The organism is Thalassobaculum fulvum (genome assembly GCF_014652915.1).
GTDB lineage: Bacteria > Pseudomonadota > Alphaproteobacteria > Thalassobaculales > Thalassobaculaceae > Thalassobaculum_A > Thalassobaculum_A fulvum.
On record NZ_BMZS01000013.1, the window covers coordinates 137,186 to 162,839 of the forward strand.

Consider the following 25,654-nt stretch of genomic DNA (forward strand, 5'->3'; position numbering starts at 1 on the left):
AGTGCTGTCGTGCTTTTGGGTGTTTATTCCAGAAATCAACGTCTTAGCCATGTGAGATGGTTAACGGCGTCGAAGGGCCGGGCCCCGGCATCCCTTACGGTCTAGACGGCGCCGGAGCCGCCGAGCATCCGTCGCAGCTCGGTCTTCAGGATCTTGCCGTAGTTGTTCTTCGGCAGATCGGGGACCAGCCGGTACTCCTTGGGCCGCTTGAACCTGGCGATGTTTTCGAGGCACAGCCGGTCCAGGTCCGCGAGCGCGACATCGGCGCCCGGCCGGGGGCGGACGAAGGCGATCACCTCCTCGCCCCAGTCGGGATGCCGGCGCCCGACGACGGCGCATTCCAGCACTTCGGGATGACGAAGCAGCACCTCCTCGACCTCGCGCGGGTAGATGTTGGTACCGCCCGAGATGATCACGTCCTTCGAACGGTCCTTGAGCGACAGGAAGCCATCCTCGTCGAATGCCCCGACGTCGCCGGTCCACAGCCAGCCGTCGCGGATCGACGCGGCGGTGGCGTCCGGGTTGTTCCAGTAGCCGGCCATGACGATGTCGCCCCGGCAGATCACCTCGCCGGTCTCGCCGGTCGGGACGTCGTCACCGTTCGCGTCGACGACCCGAACCTCGACGTCGGTGCGCGGGAACCCGGTGGAGCCGATGCGCTGCTCCCATTTCGGGTGGTCGCGCTCCAGGAAGACGTGCTTCGGCAGCCCGGTGATGGTCATCGGTGCCTCGCCCTGACCGTAGATCTGCACCAGCTTCGGGCCGAGGATGTCGAGCGCCCGCTTGACGTCCGCCAGGTACATCGGCGCGCCGCCGTAGACGATGGTCTTCAGGTTGCGGAGGTCGGCCCGCTCGATGTTCGGCGCGTTGATCAGCCGCGTGACCATGGTCGGCGCGAAGAAGAACGAGCACCCCGGCCAGCGTTCGATCAGCCGCACCGTCTCGGCGACGTCGAAGCCGCCGGATTCCGGGATCACCGTGTTGGCCGCCTTGGCGACGTGCGGCAGCCCGTAGAGGCCCGAGCCGTGGCTCATCGGCGCCGAGTGGATCATGCAGTCGGTCGGCAGGACGGTGTCGACGTCGCCGAAATAGTTCATCACCGCGACCATCAGGTTGCGGTGCGTCAGCATCGCTCCCTTCGGGCGTCCGGTGGTGCCGGAGGTGTAGAACAGCCACGCCAGGGCTTTCGGGGGCACATCGGCGACCGGAACCAGACCGTTCGCCAGCAGTTCCTCGTAGGCCGTCGTGCCGGTCGTCACGATCCGTTCGAGGCCGGGCATGTCCCCGCGCACCGTCTCCAGCGCTTCGGCGAGGTCCGGGCTGGCCACGCACACCCGCGACCCGGAATGGTCCAGGATGTACGCGTGTTCCTTCGGGTGCAGCTTGGCGTTGACCGGCACCGCCGCCAGTCCGGCATGCCAGGCGCCGTACATGGTCTCGAAGTACTCGGGGCCGTTCTTCATCACCAGGGCGACCCGGTCGCCGGGTACCAGGCCCATGGCAAGCAGGCCGCCGGCGATGCGGGCCACCCGCGCGGCGAAGGTGCGGTAGTCGTACAGGACGCGCTCGCCGACCGACATCGCCGGCCGTTCGCCGAAGCTCCGCGCCACCTGCGCGAGCACCATCGCCTGATTCATGAGTCCTCCCCGTGTCCCGGCTACCGTGCGAACGGTTGGCTGCCCGGCGAACCGTAGCAGCCGCCCCGGTGCTTCGGTAGCAGGTCGGACAGGCAAGGCTTTCCTTCGGGCGAAGGCTCGGACTATCGTTGCCCGACTCAATCGCCGGCAGGAACCGGCCGACAACGGAGGATTCGCATGAACGTCTTGGAGTTCGTGGAAGGCGGTGGCCTGCTGATCGTCTGCGCCTTGCTGATCGCGTTCGCGATCGCGCGCAGCAAAGGGGCCGGTGGGGAGTGGCCGCGCGGGATTCTTCCGACCAACTTCCTGGTCCTGATGATCATCGGGACCGGCTTCTTCGGAATCGCCACCTTCATCCATTCCTTCTCGTCCTGAAGCGCCGGCGGGCGATGGCCGGCGTACCGCCCGATCGTCGAATTGCCGAGGTCCGGTGGCGCCGGGTCGTCGCCCCGTGGATCGACCCGCCGCGCTGGTCGCCGACCTACGACCGGCCGCGCGAGCTGCTGGTCGTCGAGGTCGAGACCGCCGGCGGCGCGGTCGGCATGGGCTACCTGCAGCTGCTGTCCGGCGGCTCGGCCACGGTGGCGGCCTGCCTCGGCGAGCTGATCCGCCCGCACCTGATCGGCCGCGACGGCACCGAGGTTGAGGCGATCTGGTCGGATCTGTGGAAGGCGAACTACTGGGTCGGCCGCATGGGCGTCACCGTGTTCGCCCAGTCGGCGGTCGACATCGCCCTGTGGGACCTGACCGGCAAGCTCGCGGGGATGCCGCTCTACCGGCTGTGGGGCGGTGCCAGCCGGGAACTGCCGGCCTACGGCAGCGGCTGCTGGCGCGGGCTCGGCGGCGACGGCATGGTGGCCAAGGCGAAGGCCTACGCGGCGCGCGGGTTCCCGGCGATCAAGATGCAGGCCGGGCACCTGTACGACGACGCCACCGACGTCGCCCACGTCCGGCGCATGCGCGACGCCCTCGGCGACGGCATCGAGATCCTGGTCGACGTCAACATGGGCTGGACCGCCGACCAGGCGATCGCGGTCGGCCGGCGGTTCCAGGAGCACGGCGTCTACTGGATCGAGGAACCGGTACCGTGCGAGGACTTCGCCGGCTATTTCCGGATCGCGGACGCCCTCGACCTGCGGGTGGTCGGTGGCGAGACCCACTTCACCCGCTACGATCTGCGACCGTTCTTCGAGCATCCGAAGATCCCGATCCTCCAGCCCGACGTCATGCGCGGCGGTTTGACCGAGCTGCGCCGGATCGCGGTCCTGGCCGATACCTGGGGCATGCGGATCGCCCCGCATCTGTTCCCGGAGCTCATGGTCCAGTTGATGGCCGCGATCCCGAATCCGCACTGGATCGAGTATGTCGACTGGCTGGAGGACGCCTGGGTGGAGCCGGTGGTGCCGGTCGGCGGCAGCTATCGCCCGCCGGACCGCCCCGGCCACGGCCTGGCGTTCAAGCCGGATTTCCTCACCGAGTTCGCTGCGGCAGACTGAGAGGCGCTTCCGGTCCGGCGGGCAGGAGGCATGCGGCCGTCGAGGAGCAGCAGGCCCCGTGACATCCGAACCGAACACCGAGGCGCCGAGGCGCGCCCCCCCGGCACCGATGTCGGGGTGGTGGCTGCTCGGGCCGGTGGTGGGCGTGCTCCTGGCGGCGGTCGCGGTGGTCGGCGTCACCGTCTGGCTGGCCGCCGGCGAGATCGACCGGACCGTTATCGCCGGATCGCAGCGTCTCGCCGACTCCGCCATGCGCACCGTGCAGCGCGAAATGGCGCTCTGGGTCAAGGACTACGCGTTCTGGGGCGCCACCGTGCAGAACCTCGTGGTGGCTCCCGACCCGGACTGGGCCGCCGGCAACGTCGGCCAGTACGTGTTCGACACCTTCAACACGACCGCGACGCTGGCGGTCGGAGCCGACGGGCAGGTGATCTACTTCGCGTCCGACGCCAAGCGCCCGGCGCCGCCGGAAGGATTCGCCGACGACGTGGTGGCGGCGCTGCAGCCGCTGATCGAGGGGGCCAGGGCCGCACCCTACGACGAGCCGGTGGGCGTCGCGGGCTTCGTTCGGCTCGGCCCCGTCGCGCTGCTGGCCGCGGCCGCGGCGATCACGCCGGAACGCCCGACCGGCGCGGCGCTGCGGCCCCATGCCCGTCCCGTTCTGCTGTTCGTTCGCGAACTCGACGCGACGATGCTCGGGGTCCTCGCCGAGCGGTTCGGCCTGCCGGGCTTCCGGTGGGCGCTGGGCGACCGGGCGCCGTCGCCGCATGCCTGTCCGGTGCGTGACATCCGGGGCGAAGTGGTCGGCTTCGTCGACTGGACCCCGGATACGCCGGGCGACGCGATGGCGGCGCGGATCACCTGGCCGCTGGCGGCGCTCGGACTGATGCTCACCGGCCTCGGCGCGCTGGCGCTGCGCCGGGTCGTGAAGGCAAATCACGACCTGCACGAGCAGGCGCGCGCCCTGCACGACGCCAACGAGCAACTGTCGGAGAACACCGCCCGGGTGCGGTCGGCCCTGCAGCGCGCCGAGCACGCGACCCGGGCCAAGAGCAGCTTCCTGGCCGGCATCAGCCACGAGCTGAGGACGCCGCTGACTGCCATCATCGGTTTCTCGCAGATCCTCAAGTTGCAGCACCGCCCCGGCAAGGGCCGCAGCCGGGAGCAGGAGTACGCGGAAATCATCCATGACAGCAGCCAGCACCTGCTGAACCTGGTGAACGACATCCTGGACCTCTCGAAGATCGAGTCGGGCGGCTACGAACTCGAGGAGAGCTGGGTCGATGTCGGCCGCGAGGCCCGGGTGGTCCGGTCGCTGCTGGCCCACGACGCCGAGCGGCGGGGCGTCGAGATCCTGGTCGACGCGACCGGCGACCTGCCGGCCCTGTACGCGGATGCGAAGAGCGTTCGCCAGATCGTCATCAACCTGCTGTCCAACGGCCTGAAGTTCACCCAGCGCGGCGGCTGGGTCCGGCTGGCGGTTCGCGTGGACGCCGAGGGCGGCATGGTCATCGAGGTGGTCGACAACGGGGCCGGCATCTCGCCGGAGGACCAGAAGCACATCTGGGAGGCCTTCACGCGCGCCCGCAATCCGGGGCTCGCCAAGGCGGAAGGGTCGGGTCTCGGCCTGCATCTGGTCAGGGTGCTGGCGCAGCTTCACGGGGCCCAGGCGGGGCTGGAGAGCGAACTCGGGCAGGGAACGCGCGTGTGGGTCGCGTTCGGCCCCGAGAGGGTCCGGGCGATCGTCGCCTGACGCTGCGACGGAGGGGGCATGCGCATGCGAACCCGCTGGCTGCCGGTCTGGCTGGTCGTTGCCGCCGCGCTGTCGTCGCCGGCGGGCGCCGCCGACGCGCTGGTCCTGGCGGTGTCCTGGCAGCCGGCGTTCTGCGAGACCCGGCCGGAGAAGCCCGAGTGCACGAGCCAGACCGCCGACCGCTACGACGCCTCGCATCTGTCGCTGCACGGCCTGTGGCCGGAGCCCCGGGACAACGTCTACTGCGGTGTCGGTGCGGCGGTTCGCGCCACTGACGAGGCCGGGCGATGGCAGGACCTCCCGGCCATCGGCCTGACGGAAGCGACCCGCACCGGGCTGGAGCGGGCAATGCCCGGCAGCCGGTCGTTCCTGCACCGCCACGAGTGGATCAAGCACGGCACCTGCTACGGCACTTCGCCGGAGACCTACTTCGCCGATTCGCTGCGCCTGCTGGCCGAGCTCAACGCTTCGGCGGTCCGCGCGCTGCTGGCCGACGGCATCGGCCGGGTCGTCACCGGACGGGCGGTCCGCAAGCGTTTCGACGCGGCGTTCGGCGCCGGTGCCGGCAACCGCGTCGAACTGATCTGCCGGAGGGTCGGCGCCCGCCGACTGCTCGTCGAGATGCGGATCGGCCTGGCCGGACCGGTCACCGAGAACCGCAGCCTCGCCGAGCTGCTGGCCGGCGCACCGGACCGGCCGCCCGGCTGCGGGTCGGGGATCGTCGACCGGGCCGGGATCGGGCTGGACGGCGACCCTTCGTGAACGGTCGGGCCGGTCAGTCCAGGCCGGTCAGCACCGGCTCGATCTGCTCCAGCGCCCAGTCGACCTGCTCGCGGGTGACCACCAGCGGCGGCGCCAGCCGGATGGTGTGGTCGTGGGTGTCCTTGGCCAGCAGGCCGCGCCGGCGCAGCGCCTCGCAGTAGCGCCTGGCACCGCCGGCCTCGGGGTGCAGCTCGACCGCCAGCATCAGGCCGCGGCCGCGGACCTCGCGCACCGCGTTGGCCCGGATGCCGCGCAGCTTCTCCAGGAAGTACGCGCCCTGTTCCGCGGAGTTCTCGATCATGCGTTCCTCGACCAGCACCCGGATGGCGGCACGGGCGACCGCGCAGGCCAGCGGGTTGCCGCCGAAGGTCGAGCCGTGCTGCCCCGGCTTCAGGACGCCCAGCACCTCGGAGTTCGAGAGCACCGCCGACACCGGGTAGAAGCCGCCGGACAGCGCCTTGCCGACCAGGGTGACGTCGGCCTCGATGCCCTCGTGCGCCTCGGCCAGCAGCTTGCCGGTGCGCCCCAGCCCGGTCTGGATCTCGTCCAGGATCAGCGTGATGTTGTTCGCCGTGCACAGCTCCCGGACCTTCGGGAAGTAGCCTTCCGGCGGGATGATCACGCCGGCCTCGCCCTGGATCGGCTCGACCAGGAAGGCGACGGTGTTCGGGGTGATCGCCGCCTCCAGCGCCTGGTAGTCGCCGAATGGCACCACCTTGAAGCCGGGGGCGAACGGGCCGAAGCCCTGGCGGGCGGTCGGGTCGGTCGAGAATCCGACGATCGCGATGGTGCGGCCGTGGAAGTTGTCGGAGCAGACGATGATCTCGGCCTGGTCCTCCGGAACGCCGCGGACCTCGTAGCCCCATTTGCGCACCGCCTTGATCGCCGACTCGACGGCCTCGGCCCCGGAGTTCATCGGCAGGATCTTGTGGCTGCCGGTCAGCTCGGCCAGCTCCTCGTAGAGGTAGGCGAGCTGGTCGTTGCGGAACGCCCGCGAGGTGAGCGTCAGCTTGCCGGCCTGCCGGACCATCGCCTCCAGGATCTTCGGGTGGCAGTGGCCCTGGTTGACCGCCGAATAGGCGGACAGGCAGTCCATGTAGCGGTTGCCGTCGACGTCCCACAGCCACACCCCTTCGCCGCGCGTCAGGATGACGTCGAGCGGCTTGTAGTTGTGGGCGCCGAGACGGTGCTCCATCTCGATGAAGTCGCTGGCGGGCAGGGCGGCGGTGGTCATCGGAACCTCCTCAGGCTCAGGAAACGGGGCGGGCGGGGCGGGCCAGGATGGTCTGGCCGAACAGGCTGGCGGTCATCTCGGCCAGCACCACGGCGCTGCGCCCACGGTCGTCCAGGAACGGGTTGAGCTCGACGATGTCGGCCGACACCACGCGGTCGCTGTCGTACAGCAGCTCCATGATCAGGTGCGCCTCGCGGTAGGTGGCGCCGCCGGGGACCGCGGTGCCGGCGCCGGGAGCGACCCCGGGGTCCAGGAAGTCGACGTCCAGGCTGACGTGGATCACGCCGTTGCGGGACTTCACGCGCCGCAGGAACTCGCGCATCGGCGCCGCCACGCCCCATTCGTCGATGGCCCGCATGTCGACCACCTCGACGCCGCGCTTGCGCAGCAGGGTGCGCTCGTCCTCGTCGATCGAGCGGACGCCGACCATGGCGACGTTGGCCGGGCCGACCCGGGCCTGGAAGGCGTCGTCGAACACCCCGTCGAATCCGTCCTCGCCGCAGAAGCACGCGACCGGCATGCCGTGCATGTTGCCGGACGGCGAGGTCGACGGGGTGTTGAAGTCGGCGTGGGCGTCCAGCCACAGCACGAACAGCTCGCGCCCGGCCTCGGCGCAGTGCCGGGCGACGCCGGCGACCGACCCCATGGCCAGGCTGTGGTCGCCGCCGAGCACGACCGGCGTGGCGCCGTCCTGCAGCAGCCCGTAGGTCCGTTCCGCAAGCACGCGGGCCCAGCCGGCGATGGCGGCGGCGTCGCGGGCCTTGCCCGGCAGTTCCAGGCCCTCGACCGGCTGTGGCGCGACGTCGCCGTGGTCGTCGACCGCATAGCCGAGGCGGCGCAGGCGCTCGCCGATCTCGGCGACCCGCAGGGCGGCCGGCCCCATGGCGCAGCCGCGGCGGCTGGCGCCGCTCTCGACCGGCGCGCCGAGCAGGGCCAGGCGACGGTCACGGGAAACGGGCGGGAAGGTCTCGGCTTCGGTCACGTCGGTCCTCCACTGGTGACGATGGCGAACGGGGGCGACGGCGGCAGGGTCGTCGCATCGGCTGGCGACAGAAAGTCAGAAAAACGCCAAAATGCGCAGATAGGTTTCGCATTTTGCTAATGTTCGGTGAGCAATATGACAGGTGTTCCATGGACGATGCCGATCGCCGGCTGATCGCCGAGTTGCGCAGCGACGCCCGCCTGCCGGTCGCCACCCTGGCGGCCCGACTGGGGGTCAGCCGGGCGACGGTCCGCAACCGGCTTGACCGGCTGCTGGCCGACGGGGTGATCCAGGGGTTCACGGTCCGCCTCGCCGACGAGGGCGACTTCGACCAGGTCCGCGCGATCATGATGATCGAGGTCGAGGGCAAGGGGACCGAGGCGGTGTTCCGCCGCCTGCACGGGTTCCCCGAGGTGCGGGCCCTGCACTCGACCAACGGCCGCTGGGACATCGTCGCCGAACTGGCGACCGACACGCTCGAGGCGTTCGACCGCACGCTGGCTGCGATTCGCCTGATCGACGGCATCGCATCGACCGAGACCAGCATCCTGCTGTCCTCGCGAAAGCGGGCCGGCGGGTGACTCGGGCGGGTGCCGGCTGCGAGACTCTGCTATCATAGCACGGCAATCGGGTTCCCTTCGACCGACGGGGAGTAATGCCTCATGGCACGGCTCATCCTGGTCTTCTTCGTTCTGCTCGCCGCGGTAGCGCCGGTGCGTGCCGAGGCGGTCCCCGACCTGATGCGCGGCGAGGCAATCGTCACCGGCCGCGACAATCCGGAGGAGCGGGCGCGCGGCGTTCGCCTGGCGTTGACCCAGGTGCTCGTGAAGGTCTGCGGTGACGATCGCGTCGCCGAGCACCCGCAGCTGCCCAGGCACCTCGCAAACGCCGAGGCCCTGGTCCGGCAGATCGAGTACGAGGACCGCAAGAAGGGCGTCCAGATCTCCGACGAGCAGGGCACCCGGGACCGGAGCTACCACCTGCGTGTCGACTTCGATCCCGATCAGGTGCACGCGATCCTCGACGCGCTCGGGTTCCACAGCTGGCGGGCGGACCGTCCGCGCCTGCTGGTCGTCCTGTCGGTATCCGACGACCGGGGACAGTTCGTCGTCGGCACCGAGGCGGAGCGTGGCGTCGGCCAGCGCGAGACCCTGGCGCTGGACGCGCATCGTCGCGGCCTGGTGCTGGTGATCCCCAAGATGGACAGGGTCGAAGCGCTGGCGCTCAGCCATCGCGAGGTCGCCGAGGCCCATGGGGGCGCGCTCGGCGCACTCGCCATGTCCTACGAAGCCGACGCGGTGCTGGCCGGAACCATGAGCATGACCGGCGCCGGGTACTGGAGCACCGACTGGACCCTGATGGCGGACGGCATGCCGGAGCGCTGGCACGTGCCGGCCACGACATTCGACCGGGCCATCGCCGTCGGGCTCGGCGAGACCGCCCGGGTGCTGTCCGCCGGACAGTGACGGGGCCGGGGACGCCCGCTAGGATCCGCCTGCGATGAGGTCGGGCCGCGATCCGGCGTCACAAGTCGCGACGTCACGAGTCGGGGTCGGGGCGGCATGAACGATCCGGAAACCGTCATACGGGACCTGCCGGTGTGGACCGGCCCGCTGACCGTCCAGCCGCTGGCGGGCGGGCTGTCGAACGCCAACTTCACGGTCGTCGAGGCGGACGGGACCCGCCGCATGGTCCGGCTCGGGGCCGACCTGCCGTTCCACCACGTGTTCCGCGAGCAGGAGGCGAGGGTCAGCCGGGCGGCGCATGCCGCGGGAGTCTCGCCGGCGCTGCTGCACGCCGACGACGGCGCGATGGTGTTCGAGTTCCTGGACGCCCGCACCTTCGGGGCCGACGAAGTGCGCCGCGAGTGGCGGCGGATCCTGCCGCTGCTGCGCCGCTGCCACGACGGGGTCGGCCGGCACCTGACCGGGCCGGCGCCGTTCTTCTGGGTGTTCCACGCGATCCGCGACTACGCCGCCACCCTGCGGGCCGGCGGCAGCCGGATGGCGGGGGAACTGCCGCGCTTCCTGGACATCGCTGCACGGCTGGAGGCGGCCCAGGTACCGATGCCGGTGGTGTTCGGCCACCACGACCTGCTGCCCGCCAACCTGATGGACGACGGCGGCCGGCTCTGGCTGGTCGACTGGGAGTATGGCGGCTTCGGCACACCGCTGTTCGACCTGGCCAACCTGGCCGGCAACGCCGGCCTGCCGCCGGACGACGAACGGGCGATGCTGCAGGCCTATTTCGGGCAGGCGCCGGGTCCGGCATTGTGGCGCGCCTACGGGGCCATGAAAGTGGCGTCGCTGCTGCGCGAGACCCTGTGGAGCCTGGTGTCCGAGCTGCACATGAACGCGCCCGGCGTCGACTACGCGGCTTACACCGCCGAGAACCTGGACCGCTTCCGGGCGGCGCTGAGGGACTTCGAGGAGAGCGAAGGGTGACGACTGTTCCGGACCGCGCGCAGGTCGTCGTGATCGGCGGCGGCATCATCGGCTGCTCGACCGCCTATCATCTGGCGCGCGACCACAAGGCCGACGTCCTGCTGATCGAGCGCGGGCGCCTCACCAACGGCTCGACCTGGCACGCCGCCGGGCTGGTCGGCCAGCTCCGGACCTCGGCCTCTATCACCCGGCTGCTCAAGTACTCGGTCGAGCTGTACGACACGCTGGAGGCGGAGACCGGGCTGGCGACCGGCTGGAAGCAGAACGGCGGGCTGCGGCTGGCGTGCAACCGGGACCGCTGGATCGAGATCCGGCGGCAGGCGACCACGGCGCGCAGCTTCGGGCTGGAGATGCACCTCCTCACCCCTGCCGAGGCACGGGACCTGTGGCCGCTCATGGACATCTCGGACCTGGTCGGCGCGGCGTTCCTGCCGACCGACGGCCAGGCCAGCCCGTCCGACATCGCCCAGAGCCTGGCCAAGGGTGCGAGGATGCACGGCGCCAGGATCGTCGAGGGGGTGGCGGTCACCGGGTTCGAGACGGTGGAGGGCCGGGTGACGGCGGTGCTGACCGACCACGGCCGGATCGCCTGCGACAAGGTCGTGAACTGCGGCGGCATGTGGGCCAAGCAGATCGGCCGGCTGGCCGGCGTCTCGGTGCCGCTCCAGCCGGTGCAGCACCAGTACGTGCTGACCGAGCCGATCCCCGGCGTTTCGCCGACCCTGCCGACCCTGCGCGACCCGGACCGGCTGATCTATTTCAAGGAGGAGGTCGGTGGCCTGTCGATGGGCGGCTACGAGCCGAACCCGATCCCGTGGGCCGAGGGCGGCATCCCCGACGGTTTCGAGTTCCAGCTGCTCGACGAGAACTGGGACCATTTCGAACCGCACATGCTGCAGGCGATCGAACGGGTGCCGGCGCTGCGCGAGGCCGGCGTCAAGCAGATGATCAACGGCCCCGAGAGCTTCACGCCCGACGGCAACTTCATCCTGGGCGCGGCACCGGAGCTGGACGGCTTCTTCGTCGGCTGCGGCTTCAACGCCTTCGGCATCGCCTCGGCCGGCGGCGCCGGCTGGGCGCTGGCCGCCTGGGTGATGGACGGGGCGCCGCCGATGGACCTGTGGGTGGTCGACATCCGCCGGTTCTCGGCTCTGCACCGCGACGATTCCTGGGTCCGCGAGCGCACCCTGGAGGCCTACGGCAAGCACTACACGGTCGCCTGGCCGCACGAGGAGTACGCCAGCGCCCGGCCGCGGCTGGTCTCGCCGCTGTACGACCGCCTGAAGGCCCGGCGTGCGGTGTTCGGCTCGAAGCTCGGCTGGGAGCGGCCGAACTGGTTCGCGCCGGAAGGGACGGAGCCGGTCGACGTGCCGAGCCAGGGCCGGGCCAACTGGTTCGCGGCGGTCGGCGAGGAGCACCGGGCCTGCCGCGAGGCGGTGGCGCTGTTCGACCAGTCGTCGTTCGCCAAGTTCGAGGTGCGCGGCCCCGGCGTGGCCGAGCGGCTGGAGTGGATCTGCGCCAACCGGCTGCCGCGCGAGCCGGGCCGGCTGGTCTATACCCAGATGCTGAACGAGCGTGGCGGTATCGAGTGCGACCTGACGGTCGCGCGGCTGGCCGACGACCGGTTCTACATCGTCACCGGCACCGGCTTCCGGACCCATGACGGCGCCTGGATCCGCGAGCACCTGGCCGGCGCCGACGCGGTGTTCGAGGACGTGACCGAAGGCTGGGCGACACTGACGCTGATGGGGCCCCGGGCCCGCGACGTGCTGGCGGCCGCCGGCGGCGCCGACCTGTCGAACGTCGCCGCCCCGTTCGGCTCGGTGCGCGAGATCACGGTCGCCGGACAGGCGGTGCGAGCGCTGCGCGTCAGCTACGTCGGCGAACTCGGCTGGGAACTGCACATGCCGGCGGCGGCGGCCGGCGCGGTGTTCGATACGGTGATGGCGGCCGGCGAGGCCCACGGCATCCGTCCGGCCGGCTACCGGGCCATCGAGTCGCTGCGGCTCGAGAAGGGCTACCGCGCCTGGGGGGCCGACATCACCCCGACCGACAGCCCGTTCGAGGCCGGGCTCGGCTGGGCGGTCAAGCTGAAGTCGGGGGTCGATTTCCTCGGCCGCGAGGCGGCCGCGGCGGTGGCGGCGGCGCCGCTGAAGCGGTTCCTGGTCGGGCTGTCGGTGGCGGACCCGGCGGCGGTGCTGGTCGGGCGCGAGACCATCCTGCGCGACGGCGCGCCGGTCGGCTATCTCGCCAGCGGCGGCTGGGGCTACACGGTCGGGCGCAACATCGGCTACGGCTACGTCCGCAACCCGGCCGGGGTGAACGAGGACTGGCTGCGCGCCGGGACCTACACGCTGGTGGCGGCCGGCGACGAGTATCCGGCGACGCTGCACCTGGAACCGCTGTACGACACCGGCAACACCCGCGTGAAGGGGTGACGCTGCCGGCCGCCCGGCCGGCCGGAGTGTTTGACGTAAATCAATGCCGCTCCGGGCTATATCAACATTCACTTAACAAAGAGGTTCCGCCATCCAGCACGGCCGGTAGGCCGTTCTGCCGACAGTTGAATAGCGCCCGTCCGACTGGAAGCGAGATCGAAGCATGTTCCACAGCGCCATGTTTTCTACGGTCATCGGGCTGGCCGGTATCGTGGCGCTGGCGTTCTATATTTTCGGGTACACGGTCGAGGATGCCCAGTACTTCTGGAATCCCACCGGTGTCGTGATCGTCCTCGGCGGGACGTTCGCCTCGACCTTCATCTCGTTCCGGGCTGCGCAGCTGGGGTCGTTCTTCGGCGCGTTCGCCGCGATCTTCCGCGACGAACGCTCGATCCGCGTGGACATCAAGCGGCTGGTTGAGGTCGCCAGGCTGCAGGCCGCCAAGGACATCCAGGCCACCGAGGAGGCGGTGAAGAAGGTCCGCAACCCGTTCCTGCGGCTCGGCCTGCAGTTCGCGTTGGACGGCACGCCGGTCGACGACATCATGCACGTCATGAACTGGCGCATTCAGAAGCTGATCGAGCGGGAAAGCTCCGAAGCGCGGATGTTCAGGATGCTGGCGTCGTTCTCGCCGGCCTTCGGCATGCTCGGAACCCTGGTCGGCCTGATCGGCATGCTCGGGTCGCTGGGCTCCGGGGACCTCGGCATGATCGGCAAGAACATGTCGATCGCGCTGATCACCACGGTGTACGGGCTGATGCTGGCGAACATGGTCTTCAAGCCGATCGCCATCAAGCTGGAGCAGCGGACCGCCCAGCGGGTGGCGCTGATGAACGTCCTGCTCGAAGGCGTGATCCTGATGCGCCTGGGCCGCGGGCCGGCGACCATCGCCGACCAGATGGAGACCCTGGTCGCGACCTACCGCGACGAGATCCACGAGTGAGGCCGTCATGAACCTCGGCTCGATCATCCGCGGCAGCCAGACCGGCGAGCGCAAGTCGCTCGCCGCCGGCTTCCGGCGTGCCAGCAGTGCGACGGTCGTTCACGATCAGGCTCAGTCCGAAGAGCAGGAGTGGATGGTCACCTACACCGACCTGGTGACCCTCCTGCTGACGCTGTTCGTCATCCTGATGGCGATGTCGACCTTCGAGAAGCCGGGCGGGCCGCTGACCGAGCCGGTGGAGATGTCGAAGATCGAGGAGCCGGACCCCCTGCCGCCGCTGGAATCGATCGTCGAGTTCCCCAAGCCCGGCGCCGACGCCGCCGATGTCGCCGCGTTCGAGCCGCCGGCCCCGGCGGAGGAACTGATCGTCACGCGTTGGGCGGACCGGGTCGAGGCGCTGCTGCGCAACTATCTCTCGGTCATGGACCCGGCCGGCGACATCAAGATCGAGCAGAACGGCGACGCGGTCGTGGTGCAGCTGCGCGACCAGCTGCTGTTCGAGTCGGCCAGTGCCGAGCTCGACGCCCTCGGGCGGACGACCGTCGGCAAGGTGACGCCGGTGCTGCGCTATCTCGAGGTGCCGGTGGTGGTGGAGGGGCACACGGACAGCCGACCGATCCGCTCCGGGCTGTACCCGTCGAACTGGGAACTGTCGGCGGCCCGGGCGGCGGCGGTCGTCAGGGCGCTGATCGACGAGCGTATTCCGCCGGACCGGCTGCGGGCTGTCGGCTACGCCGACACCCGGCCGAAGGCGGGCAACGATACCGAGGCCGGGCGCGCCGAGAACCGAAGGGTGGCCCTGGTGCTGCGGGTGAACGAGGCCGCCGCCGACACGCTCGTCACCGGGGCGCCGCGATGACGACGCAGGAGCGCGAGCTGCTGGCGTTTGCGCTGCGGGTCGAACGCGCGCCCGCGGACAAGGTCGCCGTCCTGGCCGACCTGTCGCGTATCCCGCACATCCAGGACCCGATGTTCTTCGGAGTCCTGCGCAAGCGGCTCGAGCACGAGGCCCGGGACCTGCACTCGCAGACCTTCGAACTGTCGAACTACCGCATCTGCTATGTGCTCGATCCCGGGAACGCGGCCAAGCTGGACCGGGCGCTGGCGCGCATCTCGAAGCTCCTGATCGATCACGGCAAGCTGCCGATCCAGGTCAGGGACTTCTATCTCGACAAGCACGCCCGCGAGTTCCTCGAGCACTGCCGCCTGCTGATGCTGGAGCTCCAGGAGGGCACGCCGGACGGCGCGGAGCACCTGGACGAGGAGGACGAGAACCTCGAGCGATACCTGATCATCGAGGAGAACCTGCACCGGGCCGACGTCTCCAGCCTGATCCGCGAGCAGCCGATCTACGACTTCGTCGACGGCGACCGCCCGAAGATCGTCGGCTATGAGCTGTCGTCCTCGATCGAGACGCTCGAGGCCCTGTACGGCGTACCGATCCGCAAGAACGCCTGGCTGTTCAGCCGGGTGACCGAGCTGCTGGACGAGCGGATGATGAACCACCTGATGCACGACCTCGACATGAGCCGTCGACGCATCTGCATGAACCTGCACGTCTCGTCGATCCTGGGGCCCGCGTTCCGGAACTTTGCGCAGCGGACCAGCTTCAGCTGGCAGCAGCACCTGATCGTCGAGATCCCGTTCTTCGAAGCGATCGGCTCGCCCGAGGCCTTCCAGGAAGCGCTCGACGTCCTGGCTTTCAACCACGCTATGGCCGCGATCGACGACGTGCCCCTGGCGCAGCTCGACCGCATCCCGGACATGCCGGACCGCGTGCGGTTCATCAAGGTGCGCTGGTCGGACGACATCGCGCAGCTGGACAACGACGGCGAGATCGCCCTGCTCAGGCAGCTCGAGCGGTTCGGCCGCGAGCGCTGCGTGCTGACCCATTGCGAGGACCTGGAGAGCGTCGAGATCGGCCTGCGGCTGGGCTTCCGGGTCCTTCAGGGGCATGGCGTCGATTCCGACGTCGCCGAGCTCCGGCGCCAGCAGATGGACCGGACCATCGCGTCGATGGAGGTTCGCAACTCGATCTTCGACAAGGAGGACGAGGAGGAGCCCGAGGGCGCGGTCGCCCAGTTTTTCCAGAAGCTGCTCGGCGGCCGGAAGCGGCGGAACGAGGAAGACGAGGAGATGTGACCGAAGGCCGGGCCCGGATTCGGTCGCGGCCCCGCCGGGGCGCGGGGCGCTTGCGGCGGCGGCTTCCGGGGACCGGCGCGAAGCCGCTTACCCTCCAGGTCCTTCGGGTGCTACGCCTGACGCTGGGAAGACCGGGACCGGAACGGAGGGTGAGCTGAGCGCGACCGGCGGATCAACCGGGGCGGCGGGTTGGCTCCGCACGCTGCGGCAGGAGGCGGCGCTGGTCGGCGTCGCCGGCACGTTCCTGGCGTTCCAGTTCGGCGGCGACGCGTGGCTGGCCGGGCTCGCCGATCCGCTGGTCGCGGCCGGGATCTTCCTGTGGCTGTTCGCCGTCATGCTGTGGGCGTCGTTCGCCGTGGTCCGGCATGCCGACGCGCTGGCCGAGATCCTGGGCGAACCGTACGGCACCCTGATCCTGACCCTGGCGGTGATCAGCATCGAGATCGCCCTGATCTCGGCGGTCATGCTGACCGGCGACGCCGCACCCACCCTGGCGCGCGACACCATGTTCGCGATCCTGATGATCGTGCTGAACGGTCTGACCGGGGCGGCCCTGCTGATCGGCGGGCTGGCGCATCGCGAGCAGGACTACAACCTGCAGGGCGCCAGGGCGTTCGTCGCGGTGCTGATGCCGCTGGCGGTGTTCTCCCTGGTGCTGCCGAAATACACGGTGTCGACCGCGGACCCGACCTTCTCTGCGCCGCAGGCGTTCTTCTTCGCCGCCGTCACTCTGCTGTTGTACGCCGTGTTCCTGGTGATCCAGACGATCCGGCACCGCGGGTTCTTCGAGCAGCCGGCGGTCGCCGACGACGGCGCGGCGATTCCCCATTCGGCGCATGCGGTCCGGTCGCTGCCGTACCATGCGGTCCTGCTGGCGCTGACGCTGCTGCCGGTCGTGCTGCTGTCCAAGCGGCTGGCGACCGTGGTCGACTTCGGCTCGGGCCGGCTCGGCCTGCCGGTCGAGTTCGGCGGCGTGGTGATCGCCCTGCTGGTGCTGACGCCCGAGGGGCTGGCGGCGCTGGGGGCGGCGCGCGCCAACTACCTGCAGCGCTCGGTCAACCTGCTGCTCGGCTCGGCGGTCGCGACCATCGGCCTGACGGTGCCGGCGGTGCTGGCGATCGGCCTGGTGATCGACCGCCCGGTGACCCTCGGCCTCGACGACGCCGGCACCGTGCTGCTGGTCCTGACCCTGGTGATGAGCGCGATGACCTTCGGCGGCGTGCGCACCAGCCTGCTGCAGGGCGCCGTGCACCTGGTGATGTTCCTGGCCTACCTGATGCTGATCTTCAGCCCGTAGTGCCGGCACCCCGCCTCAGTCGCAGCGGATGCTTGTTGCATCGCACATGGGCGGGCTAGCCTGTACGCATACGATCGAAAGGGCTGCGCATGCAGGAAGCGATCGGACGGGCGGGGACTCCGATCAATGGTGGCTCGGCGCAGTCGGGCTCTCGGGTGATGGTGGAGGCCCGGGCGGTCTCCAAGCACTTCGGCAGCGGCGAGCAGGTGGTGAAGGCGCTCGACGCGGTGTCGGTCGGCATCCGCGAGGGCGAGTTCTTCACCCTGCTGGGGCCGTCGGGCTGCGGCAAGACCACGCTGCTGCGGCTGATCGCCGGCTTCGAGCATCCGACCGCTGGCGCGATCCTGCTGGACGGCGCCGACATCTCCGGGCTGCCGCCGTTCAGGCGGCCGGTGAACACCGTGTTCCAGAGCTACGCGCTGTTTCCGCACCTGACGGTCGCCGAGAACATCGGCTTCGGGCTGGAGATGCTCGGCCGGCCGAAGGCGGAGATCGCCGAGACGGTCGCCGAGATGCTGCAGATGGTCCGAATGGAGGCCATGCGCGACCGCCAGACCTCGCAGCTTTCCGGCGGCCAGCAGCAGCGGGTGGCGCTGGCCCGGGCGCTGGCGCCGCGCCCCAAGGTGCTGTTGCTCGACGAGCCGCTGTCGGCGCTCGACCTCAAGCTTCGCAAGGAGATGCAGGTCGAGCTGAAGCGGCTGCAGACCGAGACCGGCATCACCTTCGTGTTCGTGACCCACGACCAGGGCGAGGCGCTCGCCATGTCGGATCGGATCGCGGTGATGAGCGAAGGCAACGTCCTGCAGGTCGGTAGCCCGACCGAGATCTACGAACACCCGGCCGACCACTTCGTCGCCAGCTTCATCGGCGAGACCAACTTCCTCACCGCGGCGGTCGAGGGCGTCGACGGCGGCCAGGTCCGGCTGCGCCTCGGCGGCACGCTGGAGGTCAGGGCGGGACTGCCGGACGGAATGGCGCCGGGCCCGAGCGTCACCGTCGTGGTGCGGCCCGAGCATCTGCGCATCGCCGACCGGGATGCCGGAGAGGGGCTGCCGGCGACGGTCAGCGACGTGGTCTATCTGGGAACCGACACCCACTACCATCTGCGGCTGGCTGGCGGCGAAGAACTGTTCGCACGGGTCCAGAACCGGCCGGAAGGCGGCGAGGCGTGGCGGGTCGGCGATGCGGTCTCGGCCGGCTTCCCGCCGGCCGCCGTGCGGGTGCTGCGCGACTGATGGCGGGCCCCGCGGCACCGGCATTGGCACCGGCAAGGACCGGCGAGACGGCGGCGCGGGCCGCCCGGATCCGGCGCAACTGGCTGCTGGCGACGCCGGCGCTGGTCCTGCTGCTGCTGGCGGCCTCGGGGCCGCTGCTGGTGGTCGTCGTCTACTCGGTGCTGGAGCCGGGCGAGTACAGCGGCGTGGTCTGGGAGCTGTCGGGCGAGGGCTGGTTCCGGGTGCTGTTCCACCGGGACATCTTCGACGACACCCTCAGCCTGGCCGACGCTCATCTGACGATCTTCTGGCGTTCGGCCTCGATCTCGCTGCTGACCACCGCCATCACCCTGGTGCTCGGCTTTCCGACCGCGTACTTCATCGCCACCCGGCCGCCGACCCAGCGGATGCTCTGGCTGTTCCTGGTCACCATCCCGTTCTGGACCAACCTGCTGATCCGGACCTTCGCGATCATGGAGGTGATCCGCAACGAGGGGATCCTGAACAGCTGGGCGATGAAGCTCGGCCTGATCCAGGCGCCGATCCAGATTCTCTACACCGACACCGCGGTGCTGATCGGCATGGTCTACGTCTACCTGCCGCTGATGGTGCTGCCGCTGTACGCCGCCATGGAGCGCCTGGACTTCCGGCTGGTCGAGGCGGCCTACGACCTGTACGCCAGCCGCTGGCGGGTGCTGACCCGGGTGATCGTGCCGCTGGTCAGGCCGGGCATCGTCGCCGGCTCGATCCTGGTGTTCATCCCGTCGCTCGGCGCCTACGTCACGCCGCGGGTGCTGGGCGGCGGCAAGAACATGATGATCAGCAACCTGATCGAGCTGCAGTTCGGCGAGGGCCGCAACTGGCCGCTGGGGGCGGCGCTGTCGATGACCTTGCTGGCGTTCGTCATGGTCGCCCTGCTGGTCTACGTGCGCAACATGAGCAAGGTGGAGCGCCGTGGCTGAGCGGGCCGCCGGTCGCCCCGTCCCGGGCCGCCCTTTCTCCGTGCGGCGGATCCCGGGCTTCGCCGGGATCGCCGCGGTCAGCTTCGTGCTGCTGTACGCGCCGATCGTCACCCTGGTGGTCTACTCCTTCAACGCCGGCGACTCGATCGCATTGTGGGAGGGCCTGTCGCTGCGCTGGTTCGCGGCGGCCTGGGCCAACGAGCAGGTCCAGGAGGCGACCGTGCGCTCGCTGGTGGTGGCGGCCAGCGCCTCGGCGATCGCCACCGCGGTCTCGACCATGGCGGCGCTCGGCACCACCCGGACCGCCCCGTTCCCCGGCAGCATGGCGATCTACGCCCTGATCAACCAGCCGCTGATGGTGCCGGAGATCGTCACCGCGGTGGCGCTGCTGATCGTGTTCGCGATGATCAAGATCTCCACCGGCTACAGTGGCCTCGGCTACCTGATCGCCGCTCACGCGGCATTCTGCGTGCCGTTCGCCTACCTGCCGATCCGCGCCCGGCTGGAGGGCATGGACCTGTCCTACGAGGTCGCCGCCGCCGACCTGTACGCGACCCCCTGGCAGACCTTCCGCCGGATCACCCTGCCGCTGCTGAGCCCGGGCATCGTCGCCGGCGCCATGCTGGCCTTCGTGATCTCGCTCGACGACGTGGTGATCACCGAGTTCGTGAAGTCGGCCGGCCAGGACACCTTGCCGACCTACATGCTCGGGCAGCTGCGGCGGGCGGTGACGCCGGAGGTCAACGCAATCTCGACGGCGCTGCTGGCGGTCACCGTGGTGCTGCTCTCGGCGTTCTTTGTGCTGAACCGGCAGCGGCGATAGAGTTGCAGCACAACAAGAAGCCCACCATGACAAGAAGCCAGGAGGCTGAATATGAACAGGAGGCTGACGGGGGCGCTTTCCGCGCTTGCTCTTCTCGCTCTGACCGGCACGGCGGCCGCCGAGGGCGAACTGAACATCTACAACTGGGGCAACTACACCAACCCCGAGCTGATCAAGAAGTTCGAGGAGACCTACAAGGTCAAGGTCACCATCACCGACTATGACTCCAACTCGACCGCGCTGACCAAGGTGAAGGCCGGCGGCCACGGCTTCGACATCGTGGTGCCGTCCGCCAACTACGTGCCGATCTTCGTCCAGGAAGGGCTGCTGCTGGAGACCCGCCCGGACAAGATGGAGAACTTCAAGAACGTCGATCCGCAGTGGGTCGACGTGCCGTGGGATCCGGGCCGCCACTACACCGTGCCGTGGCAGTGGGGCACCACCGGCATCGCCCTGAACACCTCGATCTACAGCGGCGATCCGAACACCTCGGCGATCTTCATGGACCCGCCGCCCGAGCTGGTCGGCAAGGTCAACGTCGTGCCGGAGATGAACGACGTGATCGGCCTCGCCATCATGTATGTCGGCGGCGAGCCCTGCACCGAGGACAAGAACGTCCTGCGCCAGGTCCGCGACAAGCTGATGGCCGCCAAGCCGAAGTGGCAGTCGATGGACTACGGCATGACCGAGAAGATGTCGAACGGCGACGTCATGGCCTCGGTCAACTGGAACGGCTCGACCTTCCGGGTCCGGCTGAAGAACCCGAAGGTGGTCTACGGCTATCCGAAGGAGGGCTACGTAGTCTGGATGGACTCGGTGGCGGTGCTCAAGGACGCCAAGAACGTCGAGAACGCCAAGCTGTTCCAGAACTTCATCATGGACCCGGAGAACGCCGCGCTGATCTCGGCCTTCGCCCGCTACGCCAACGGCGTCAAGGGCTCCGAGCAGTACATGCCGGAGGACATGAAGACTGCGCCGGAGATCGTGGTGCCGGAGAAGTACAAGGCGGCCGGCAAGTTCCTGCCGACCTGCTCGAAGGCCGCTCGCGACCTGTACACCGCGATCTGGACCGAGCTGCGCAAGTAAGCCGACCACGGCTGCCGGTCCTCGCCGATGGCGGGGGCCGGTGGTCGATCGGTTGTGCTTGGATGAATGGTGCTGCCGGAGAGATTTGAACTCTCGACCTCTCCCTTACCAAGGGAGTGCTCTACCCCTGAGCTACGGCAGCGCCGGGTCGCCGGGCGGGGCGCCCGTCGGGGGCGCCCGTCTGCGAGGCGCGCATACATGCCAGACCGACCCGGTCGACGCAAGGCGGTTTTCGACACTTCCGCAACTCGGCATGATGCGGTCGGTCGAACCGCGGGAGATCAGGGTGGCGGAAGCAGCGGACAATCCCGGAAAGTCGGGCGGCGGAAAGTCGGGTGGCAAGCCGGCAGCGCGGCGGCCCGAGTCGCGCACCGCCGAGGCCGGGGAGCCGACCGCGGCCGAACGGCGGGCCCAGGCGCTGCGCGACAACCTGCACCGGCGCAAGGCCCAGGCGCGGGCCCGCAAGGCCGGGCCCGACGGCGAGTCGCAGTCCTCACGCTGAGCGCGTTCTGCCACGGTTCCGCCGGATTGGGCGGCCAGGCTGGCGTTCCCGGTTGAGGGGCCGGGGTGGCTCCGCTACAACCCGATAAACGCAACGAGACACGACCGCATGGACCAGATTCGCGTGCACGGCGGGCGACCGCTTCACGGCCGGCTGCCGATCAGCGGGGCGAAGAACGCCGCACTGCCCCTGATGGCCGCCGGCCTGCTCACGGCCGAGCCGCTGCGGCTGGCGAATGTCCCGCGTCTGGCGGACATCGCCTCGATGACCAGCCTGCTGCGCCAGCACGGCGTGCGGATCGAGCGACTCGACGCCAGCGACGGCGCCGGCGACACGCTGACCCTTTCGGCCGAAGAGATCGTCAGCACCGTCGCGCCCTACGACCTGGTGCGCAAGATGCGGGCCTCGGTGCTGGTGCTGGGGCCGCTGCTGGCGCGCTTCGGCGAGGCCACGGTGTCGCTGCCCGGCGGCTGCGCGATCGGCAACCGGCCGGTCGACCTGCACCTGAAGGGGCTGGCCGAGCTCGGCGCCGAGGTCGAGATCGAGAACGGCTACATCAAGGCGGGCGCGCCCCGGTCGCCGGGCGGCGGTCGCCGGCTGCACGGCGGCCGGGTGGCCTTCCCGTTCGTGTCGGTCGGCGCCACCGAGAACCTGATGATGGCGGCGGCCCTGGCCGGCGGCGAGACCGAGCTGGTCAACGCCGCGCGCGAGCCGGAGATCGTCGACCTGGCACGCCTGCTCACCTCGATGGGCGCGACGATCGAAGGGGCCGGGACCGACACGGTGCGGATCCAGGGGCGCGAGAGCCTGTCCGGTGCCGTGCACCGGGTGATTCCGGACCGGATCGAGACCGGTACCTATGCGATGGCCGTGGGGATCGCCGGCGGCGAGGTCGTGCTCGATGGCGCCGAGGCCGGGCTGATCGCTTCGGTGGTCGACACCCTGGGCGATGCCGGGCTTCGCCTCGAACCGGTCGAGGGCGGGCTGCTGGTGGCGCGCGGCGCCGACCCGGTGATCGGCGTCGACATGATGACGGAGCCCTATCCCGGGTTCCCGACCGACCTGCAGGCGCAGTTCATGGCGCTGATGACGGTCGCCAAGGGGGCCTCGATGATCACCGAGACGATCTTCGAGAACCGCTTCATGCACGTGCCCGAGCTCGGCCGCATGGGCGCGAACATCAACGTCCACCACGCCTCGGCCATGGTCCGGGGGGTCCCGCAGCTGACCGGCGCGCCGGTGATGGCGACCGACCTGCGCGCCTCGGTGTCGCTGGTGCTCGCCGGCCTGGCGGCCTCGGGCACCACCACCATCAACCGGGTCTACCACCTCGACCGGGGCTACGACCGCCTGGTCGACAAGCTCTCGGCCTGCGGCGCGCACATCGAGCGCGTGCCGACCGAGCGCGCCGCCGCCGAGGAGTGAGCATGGCCCGGCCGCCGAGCCTGCAGGGTCGCGAGCGTCCGTTCCGGGTGCGCGCGCAGGACGCCGAGGACCTGGCGGTGGTGTCCGCCTACCTGCAGGACGCGGTGCTGCCGGTCGCGGAGATCGCCTACTCGCCGGCGGAGGAGCGATTCGTCCTGGTGGCGGCCCGGTTTCGCTGGGAGAAGGCGGTGCGCGGCAAGGTCGCGGCCGAGGGCGGCGAGCCCGACGAGCGTGTGCACTGCGGCGTGCGGTTCGAGGCCGTGACGGCGGTGCGGGCGCGCGGCGTCGATCCCAAGAAGGACCGCGGCCGCATGCTGAACCTGCTGCAGATCGCCTGGGCCGACGGCCACGTGGACCTGATCTGCGCCGACGAGGTGACGATCCGACTTGACGTGCGCCGCCTCGCCTGTCACGTCGAGGACCTTGGCGAGCCCTGGCCGACCGTGTTCCGCCCGACCCACGAGGATTGAGCGGGATTCGGGACGTCGGCGTCGGGCTGTCTCCTGCGCCCGGCGACGGGCTCCGACGACCGGGCGACCGACGAGGCGATCCGTGACCGCGAACGAAAAGCTCGTGCTGGCCCTGCCCAAGGGCCGCATCCTGAAAGCCATCACCCCGTTGCTGGACCGCGCCGGCATCGAGCCGGAAGACGCGTTCTTCGACGAGGATTCGCGCCAGCTGCAGTTCGCCACCCGCGACCCGCAGCTCGACATCATCCGGGTGCGCAGCTTCGACACCGCGACGTTCCTGGCGTTCGGTGCCGCCCATCTGGCGGTCTCCGGCTCCGACGTGCTGATGGAGTTCGACCATCCGGAGATCTACGCGCCGGTGAACCTGCATGTCGGCCACTGCCACCTGGCGGTCGCCGCCCCGACCGACGTGGCCCGGGCCGAGGATCCGCAGCGCTGGTCGCACCTCAGGGTCGCGACCAAGTACCCGAACGTCACCCGCCGCTATTTCGCGGCGCGCGGCGTGCAGGCCGAGTGCATCAAGCTGAACGGCGCGCTCGAGCTGGCGCCGAACCTGGGGCTGTGCCGGCGCATCGTCGACCTGGTGCAGACCGGCTCGACCCTGAAGGCGAATGGTCTGGTCGAGATCGACAAGATCGCCGACGTCAGCGCCCGGCTGGCGGTCAACCGCACCGCGCTCAAGACCCGGCCGCAGCCGGTGAACGACCTGATCGAGCGTTTCCGGGAGGCCGCGCGTGCCGCTTAGGCTCGATATCCGGGACCCGGACTTCGTTGCCCGGTTCGAGGAACTGGTCCACTCGAAGCGCGAGACCGAGGCTGATGTCGGCGACGTCGCCAAGGCGATCCTCGACGACGTCGCGGCCCGCGGCGACGCGGCGCTGATCGACTACACCCGGCGCTTCGACCGGTTCGATCCGGCCGAGACCGGGTTGGCGATCACTGACGCCGAGATCGACGCGGCGGTCGCCCGCGTCGCGCCCGAGACCCGCAAGGCCCTGGAACTGGCTGCCGAGCGCATCGGGGCGTTCCACGCCCGCCAGATGCCCGAGGGCTTCGAGGTAGTGGACGGCGAGGGCGTCCGACTGGGGTTGCGCTGGACCGCGATCGACGCGGTCGGCCTGTACGTGCCCGGCGGTACCGCTGCCTATCCGTCGTCGGTGCTGATGAACGCCATCCCGGCGCGGGTCGCCGGGGTACAGCGCCGGGTGATGGTGGTGCCGACGCCGGACGGCGTGCTGAACGACCTGGTGCTGACGGCGGCCCGGGTGGCCGGGCTGACCGAGCTGTGGCGGGTCGGCGGGGCGCAGGCGGTCGGTGCGCTGGCCTACGGCACCGAGAGCATCCGTCCGGTCGACAAGATCGTCGGCCCCGGCAATGCCTATGTCGCCGCCGCCAAGCGCCAGGTGTTCGGCCGGGTCGGCATCGACTCGATCGCCGGCCCGTCGGAGATCCTGGTGGTGGCCGATGCCGACAACGACCCGGCGTGGATCGCCATCGACCTACTGAGCCAGGCCGAGCACGACGCGGCGGCGCAGGCCATTCTGGTCACCGACGACGCCGCCTTCGCGGACCGGGTTGTGGCTGCCGTCGACGACCATCTGGTGACCCTGCCACGGACCTCGATCGCGGCCGAGAGCTGGCACCGCCAGGGGGCGGTGATCCTGGTACGATCGCTGGACGAGGCGCCGGCGCTGGTCGATCGGCTGGCGCCCGAGCACCTGGAGCTGGCGGTCGCCGAGCCCGATGCGATGGCCGCCAGGATCCGGCATGCCGGGGCGATCTTCCTCGGCCGGTTCGCGCCGGAGGCGGTGGGGGACTATGTCGCCGGGCCGAACCACGTGCTGCCGACGGCCCGGACCGCCCGGTTCTCCTCGGGTCTCGGGGTCCTGGACTTCCTGAAGCGGACCACCACGGTCGCCTGCGACGCCGCAAGCCTTGCGGCGATCGGCCCGGCCGCGATTACATTGGCGGAGGCGGAAGGTCTCGACGCGCATGCGCGATCGATCGCCGTCCGTCTGAACCGACGCTGATCCATCGGGCGAGG

24 protein-coding genes and 1 tRNA gene are annotated in these 25,654 nt (G+C 70.1%); 21 read left to right on the forward strand and 4 right to left on the reverse strand.

What is annotated here, in order from left to right:
- Positions 1–101 precede the first annotated feature (101 nt).
- Entirely contained in the window at positions 102–1,637 is a 1,536-nt protein-coding gene (locus tag IE246_RS24810; RefSeq protein ID WP_189994795.1) for an AMP-binding protein, read from the reverse strand.
- A gap of 177 nt (positions 1,638–1,814) precedes the next feature.
- Between IE246_RS24810 and IE246_RS24815 the strand changes: the two genes are divergently transcribed.
- Genes IE246_RS24815 through IE246_RS24830 form a run of 4 tightly spaced genes read left to right on the forward strand, consistent with a single transcriptional unit; the run spans position 1,815 to position 5,648 of the window.
- Positions 1,815–2,012, forward strand: a complete 198-nt coding sequence (locus tag IE246_RS24815) for a hypothetical protein (protein WP_189994797.1) — start codon at positions 1,815–1,817, stop codon at positions 2,010–2,012.
- 14 nt (positions 2,013–2,026) lie between these two features.
- Positions 2,027–3,133 (forward strand): mandelate racemase/muconate lactonizing enzyme family protein, encoded by a 1,107-nt coding sequence (locus IE246_RS24820; RefSeq protein ID WP_189994799.1) that lies wholly within the window; start codon positions 2,027–2,029, stop codon positions 3,131–3,133.
- A gap of 58 nt (positions 3,134–3,191) precedes the next feature.
- The gene (locus IE246_RS24825) at positions 3,192–4,886 is read left to right on the forward strand and encodes a sensor histidine kinase (protein ID WP_189994801.1); all 1,695 of its coding nucleotides are present in this window, start codon (positions 3,192–3,194) and stop codon (positions 4,884–4,886) included.
- An 18-nt stretch (positions 4,887–4,904) separates the two neighbouring features.
- Positions 4,905–5,648 carry a ribonuclease T2 family protein gene (locus tag IE246_RS24830; protein WP_229837480.1) on the forward strand — a complete coding sequence of 248 codons (744 nt, stop codon included), beginning with the start codon at positions 4,905–4,907 and terminating at the stop codon, positions 5,646–5,648.
- Positions 5,649–5,661: 13 nt separating this feature from the next.
- Here the strand turns inward: IE246_RS24830 and rocD are convergent, their stop codons facing one another.
- A complete protein-coding gene (rocD, locus tag IE246_RS24835) occupies positions 5,662–6,882 on the reverse strand; it encodes an ornithine--oxo-acid transaminase (protein ID WP_189994802.1) in 1,221 nt (406 codons plus the stop codon).
- 16 nt (positions 6,883–6,898) lie between these two features.
- A complete protein-coding gene (gene rocF, locus IE246_RS24840) occupies positions 6,899–7,864 on the reverse strand; it encodes an arginase (RefSeq protein WP_229837481.1) in 966 nt (321 codons plus the stop codon).
- A 149-nt stretch (positions 7,865–8,013) separates the two neighbouring features.
- On the opposite strand from rocF, the gene IE246_RS24845 reads away from it, so the two are divergent.
- From IE246_RS24845 to IE246_RS24895, 12 genes are all read left to right on the forward strand, one after another.
- On the forward strand, positions 8,014–8,445 hold the full coding sequence (locus tag IE246_RS24845; RefSeq protein WP_189994804.1) for an Lrp/AsnC family transcriptional regulator: 432 nt from the start codon (positions 8,014–8,016) through the stop codon (positions 8,443–8,445).
- Positions 8,446–8,526: 81 nt separating this feature from the next.
- Positions 8,527–9,330, forward strand: a complete 804-nt coding sequence (locus IE246_RS24850) for a DUF2066 domain-containing protein (protein ID WP_189994806.1) — start codon at positions 8,527–8,529, stop codon at positions 9,328–9,330.
- Between the two features lie 96 nt (positions 9,331–9,426).
- Positions 9,427–10,308 carry a choline/ethanolamine kinase family protein gene (locus IE246_RS24855; RefSeq protein WP_189994807.1) on the forward strand — a complete coding sequence of 294 codons (882 nt, stop codon included), beginning with the start codon at positions 9,427–9,429 and terminating at the stop codon, positions 10,306–10,308.
- A complete protein-coding gene (locus tag IE246_RS24860; RefSeq protein ID WP_189994809.1) occupies positions 10,305–12,746 on the forward strand; it encodes a GcvT family protein in 2,442 nt (813 codons plus the stop codon). The genes IE246_RS24855 and IE246_RS24860 overlap by 4 nt, the downstream gene beginning before the upstream one ends.
- Before the next feature lie 163 nt (positions 12,747–12,909).
- Positions 12,910–13,689 carry a motility protein A gene (locus tag IE246_RS24865; RefSeq protein WP_189994811.1) on the forward strand — a complete coding sequence of 260 codons (780 nt, stop codon included), beginning with the start codon at positions 12,910–12,912 and terminating at the stop codon, positions 13,687–13,689.
- 7 nt (positions 13,690–13,696) lie between these two features.
- A complete protein-coding gene (locus IE246_RS24870; protein ID WP_189994813.1) occupies positions 13,697–14,548 on the forward strand; it encodes an OmpA/MotB family protein in 852 nt (283 codons plus the stop codon).
- Positions 14,545–15,831 carry an EAL domain-containing protein gene (locus IE246_RS28050; RefSeq protein ID WP_229837482.1) on the forward strand — a complete coding sequence of 429 codons (1,287 nt, stop codon included), beginning with the start codon at positions 14,545–14,547 and terminating at the stop codon, positions 15,829–15,831. The genes IE246_RS24870 and IE246_RS28050 overlap by 4 nt, the downstream gene beginning before the upstream one ends.
- Before the next feature lie 310 nt (positions 15,832–16,141).
- Positions 16,142–17,128, forward strand: a complete 987-nt coding sequence (locus IE246_RS28055) for a calcium:cation antiporter (RefSeq protein WP_373297907.1) — start codon at positions 16,142–16,144, stop codon at positions 17,126–17,128.
- Between the two features lie 89 nt (positions 17,129–17,217).
- Positions 17,218–18,363, forward strand: a complete 1,146-nt coding sequence (locus IE246_RS24880; protein WP_229837484.1) for an ABC transporter ATP-binding protein — start codon at positions 17,218–17,220, stop codon at positions 18,361–18,363.
- Entirely contained in the window at positions 18,363–19,304 is a 942-nt protein-coding gene (locus IE246_RS24885; protein ID WP_189994817.1) for an ABC transporter permease, read from the forward strand. The genes IE246_RS24880 and IE246_RS24885 overlap by 1 nt, the downstream gene beginning before the upstream one ends.
- 40 nt (positions 19,305–19,344) lie before the next feature.
- Positions 19,345–20,127 carry an ABC transporter permease gene (locus IE246_RS24890; RefSeq protein ID WP_229837485.1) on the forward strand — a complete coding sequence of 261 codons (783 nt, stop codon included), beginning with the start codon at positions 19,345–19,347 and terminating at the stop codon, positions 20,125–20,127.
- Between the two features lie 51 nt (positions 20,128–20,178).
- Entirely contained in the window at positions 20,179–21,213 is a 1,035-nt protein-coding gene (locus IE246_RS24895) for an extracellular solute-binding protein (RefSeq protein WP_189994821.1), read from the forward strand.
- Between the two features lie 67 nt (positions 21,214–21,280).
- Here IE246_RS24895 and IE246_RS24900 read toward each other — a convergent pair.
- Positions 21,281–21,355: transfer RNA gene (locus tag IE246_RS24900), tRNA-Thr, on the reverse strand.
- 144 nt (positions 21,356–21,499) lie between these two features.
- On the opposite strand from IE246_RS24900, the gene IE246_RS24905 reads away from it, so the two are divergent.
- The 5 genes from IE246_RS24905 to hisD all read left to right on the forward strand — a co-directional run bounded on the left by IE246_RS24905 (position 21,500) and on the right by hisD (position 25,640).
- Complete coding sequence (locus IE246_RS24905) at positions 21,500–21,715, forward strand: hypothetical protein (RefSeq protein WP_189994823.1); 216 nt, start codon at positions 21,500–21,502, stop codon at positions 21,713–21,715.
- A 108-nt stretch (positions 21,716–21,823) separates the two neighbouring features.
- On the forward strand, positions 21,824–23,140 hold the full coding sequence (gene murA, locus IE246_RS24910) for a UDP-N-acetylglucosamine 1-carboxyvinyltransferase (protein ID WP_189994825.1): 1,317 nt from the start codon (positions 21,824–21,826) through the stop codon (positions 23,138–23,140).
- Between the two features lie 2 nt (positions 23,141–23,142).
- A complete protein-coding gene (locus IE246_RS24915; protein ID WP_189994827.1) occupies positions 23,143–23,610 on the forward strand; it encodes a DUF2948 family protein in 468 nt (155 codons plus the stop codon).
- A gap of 82 nt (positions 23,611–23,692) precedes the next feature.
- Positions 23,693–24,355, forward strand: coding sequence for an ATP phosphoribosyltransferase (gene hisG / locus IE246_RS24920; RefSeq protein WP_189994829.1), 663 nt, complete (start codon positions 23,693–23,695; stop codon positions 24,353–24,355).
- Positions 24,345–25,640, forward strand: a complete 1,296-nt coding sequence (gene hisD, locus IE246_RS24925; protein WP_189994831.1) for a histidinol dehydrogenase — start codon at positions 24,345–24,347, stop codon at positions 25,638–25,640. Before hisG ends, hisD begins: the two co-directional genes overlap by 11 nt.
- Positions 25,641–25,654 lie beyond the last annotated feature (14 nt).

Bases quoted from the DNA above. Each gene is read 5' to 3' on its own strand.
- IE246_RS24815 (WP_189994797.1), top strand. From the start codon at position 1,815: ATGAACGTCTTGGAGTTCGTGGAAGGCGGTGGCCTGCTGATCGTCTGC.
- IE246_RS24810 (WP_189994795.1), bottom strand. From the start codon at position 1,637: ATGAATCAGGCGATGGTGCTCGCGCAGGTGGCGCGGAGCTTCGGCGAA.
- IE246_RS24865 (WP_189994811.1), top strand. From the start codon at position 12,910: ATGTTCCACAGCGCCATGTTTTCTACGGTCATCGGGCTGGCCGGTATC.
- IE246_RS24845 (WP_189994804.1), top strand. From the start codon at position 8,014: ATGGACGATGCCGATCGCCGGCTGATCGCCGAGTTGCGCAGCGACGCC.
- IE246_RS24885 (WP_189994817.1), top strand. From the start codon at position 18,363: ATGGCGGGCCCCGCGGCACCGGCATTGGCACCGGCAAGGACCGGCGAG.
- IE246_RS24850 (WP_189994806.1), top strand. From the start codon at position 8,527: ATGGCACGGCTCATCCTGGTCTTCTTCGTTCTGCTCGCCGCGGTAGCG.
- IE246_RS28050 (WP_229837482.1), top strand. From the start codon at position 14,545: ATGACGACGCAGGAGCGCGAGCTGCTGGCGTTTGCGCTGCGGGTCGAA.
- IE246_RS24820 (WP_189994799.1), top strand. From the start codon at position 2,027: ATGGCCGGCGTACCGCCCGATCGTCGAATTGCCGAGGTCCGGTGGCGC.
- IE246_RS24915 (WP_189994827.1), top strand. From the start codon at position 23,143: ATGGCCCGGCCGCCGAGCCTGCAGGGTCGCGAGCGTCCGTTCCGGGTG.
- murA (WP_189994825.1), top strand. From the start codon at position 21,824: ATGGACCAGATTCGCGTGCACGGCGGGCGACCGCTTCACGGCCGGCTG.
- IE246_RS24880 (WP_229837484.1), top strand. From the start codon at position 17,218: ATGCAGGAAGCGATCGGACGGGCGGGGACTCCGATCAATGGTGGCTCG.
- IE246_RS24855 (WP_189994807.1), top strand. From the start codon at position 9,427: ATGAACGATCCGGAAACCGTCATACGGGACCTGCCGGTGTGGACCGGC.
- IE246_RS24870 (WP_189994813.1), top strand. From the start codon at position 13,697: ATGAACCTCGGCTCGATCATCCGCGGCAGCCAGACCGGCGAGCGCAAG.
- IE246_RS24895 (WP_189994821.1), top strand. From the start codon at position 20,179: ATGAACAGGAGGCTGACGGGGGCGCTTTCCGCGCTTGCTCTTCTCGCT.
- IE246_RS24830 (WP_229837480.1), top strand. From the start codon at position 4,905: ATGCGCATGCGAACCCGCTGGCTGCCGGTCTGGCTGGTCGTTGCCGCC.
- rocD (WP_189994802.1), bottom strand. From the start codon at position 6,882: ATGACCACCGCCGCCCTGCCCGCCAGCGACTTCATCGAGATGGAGCAC.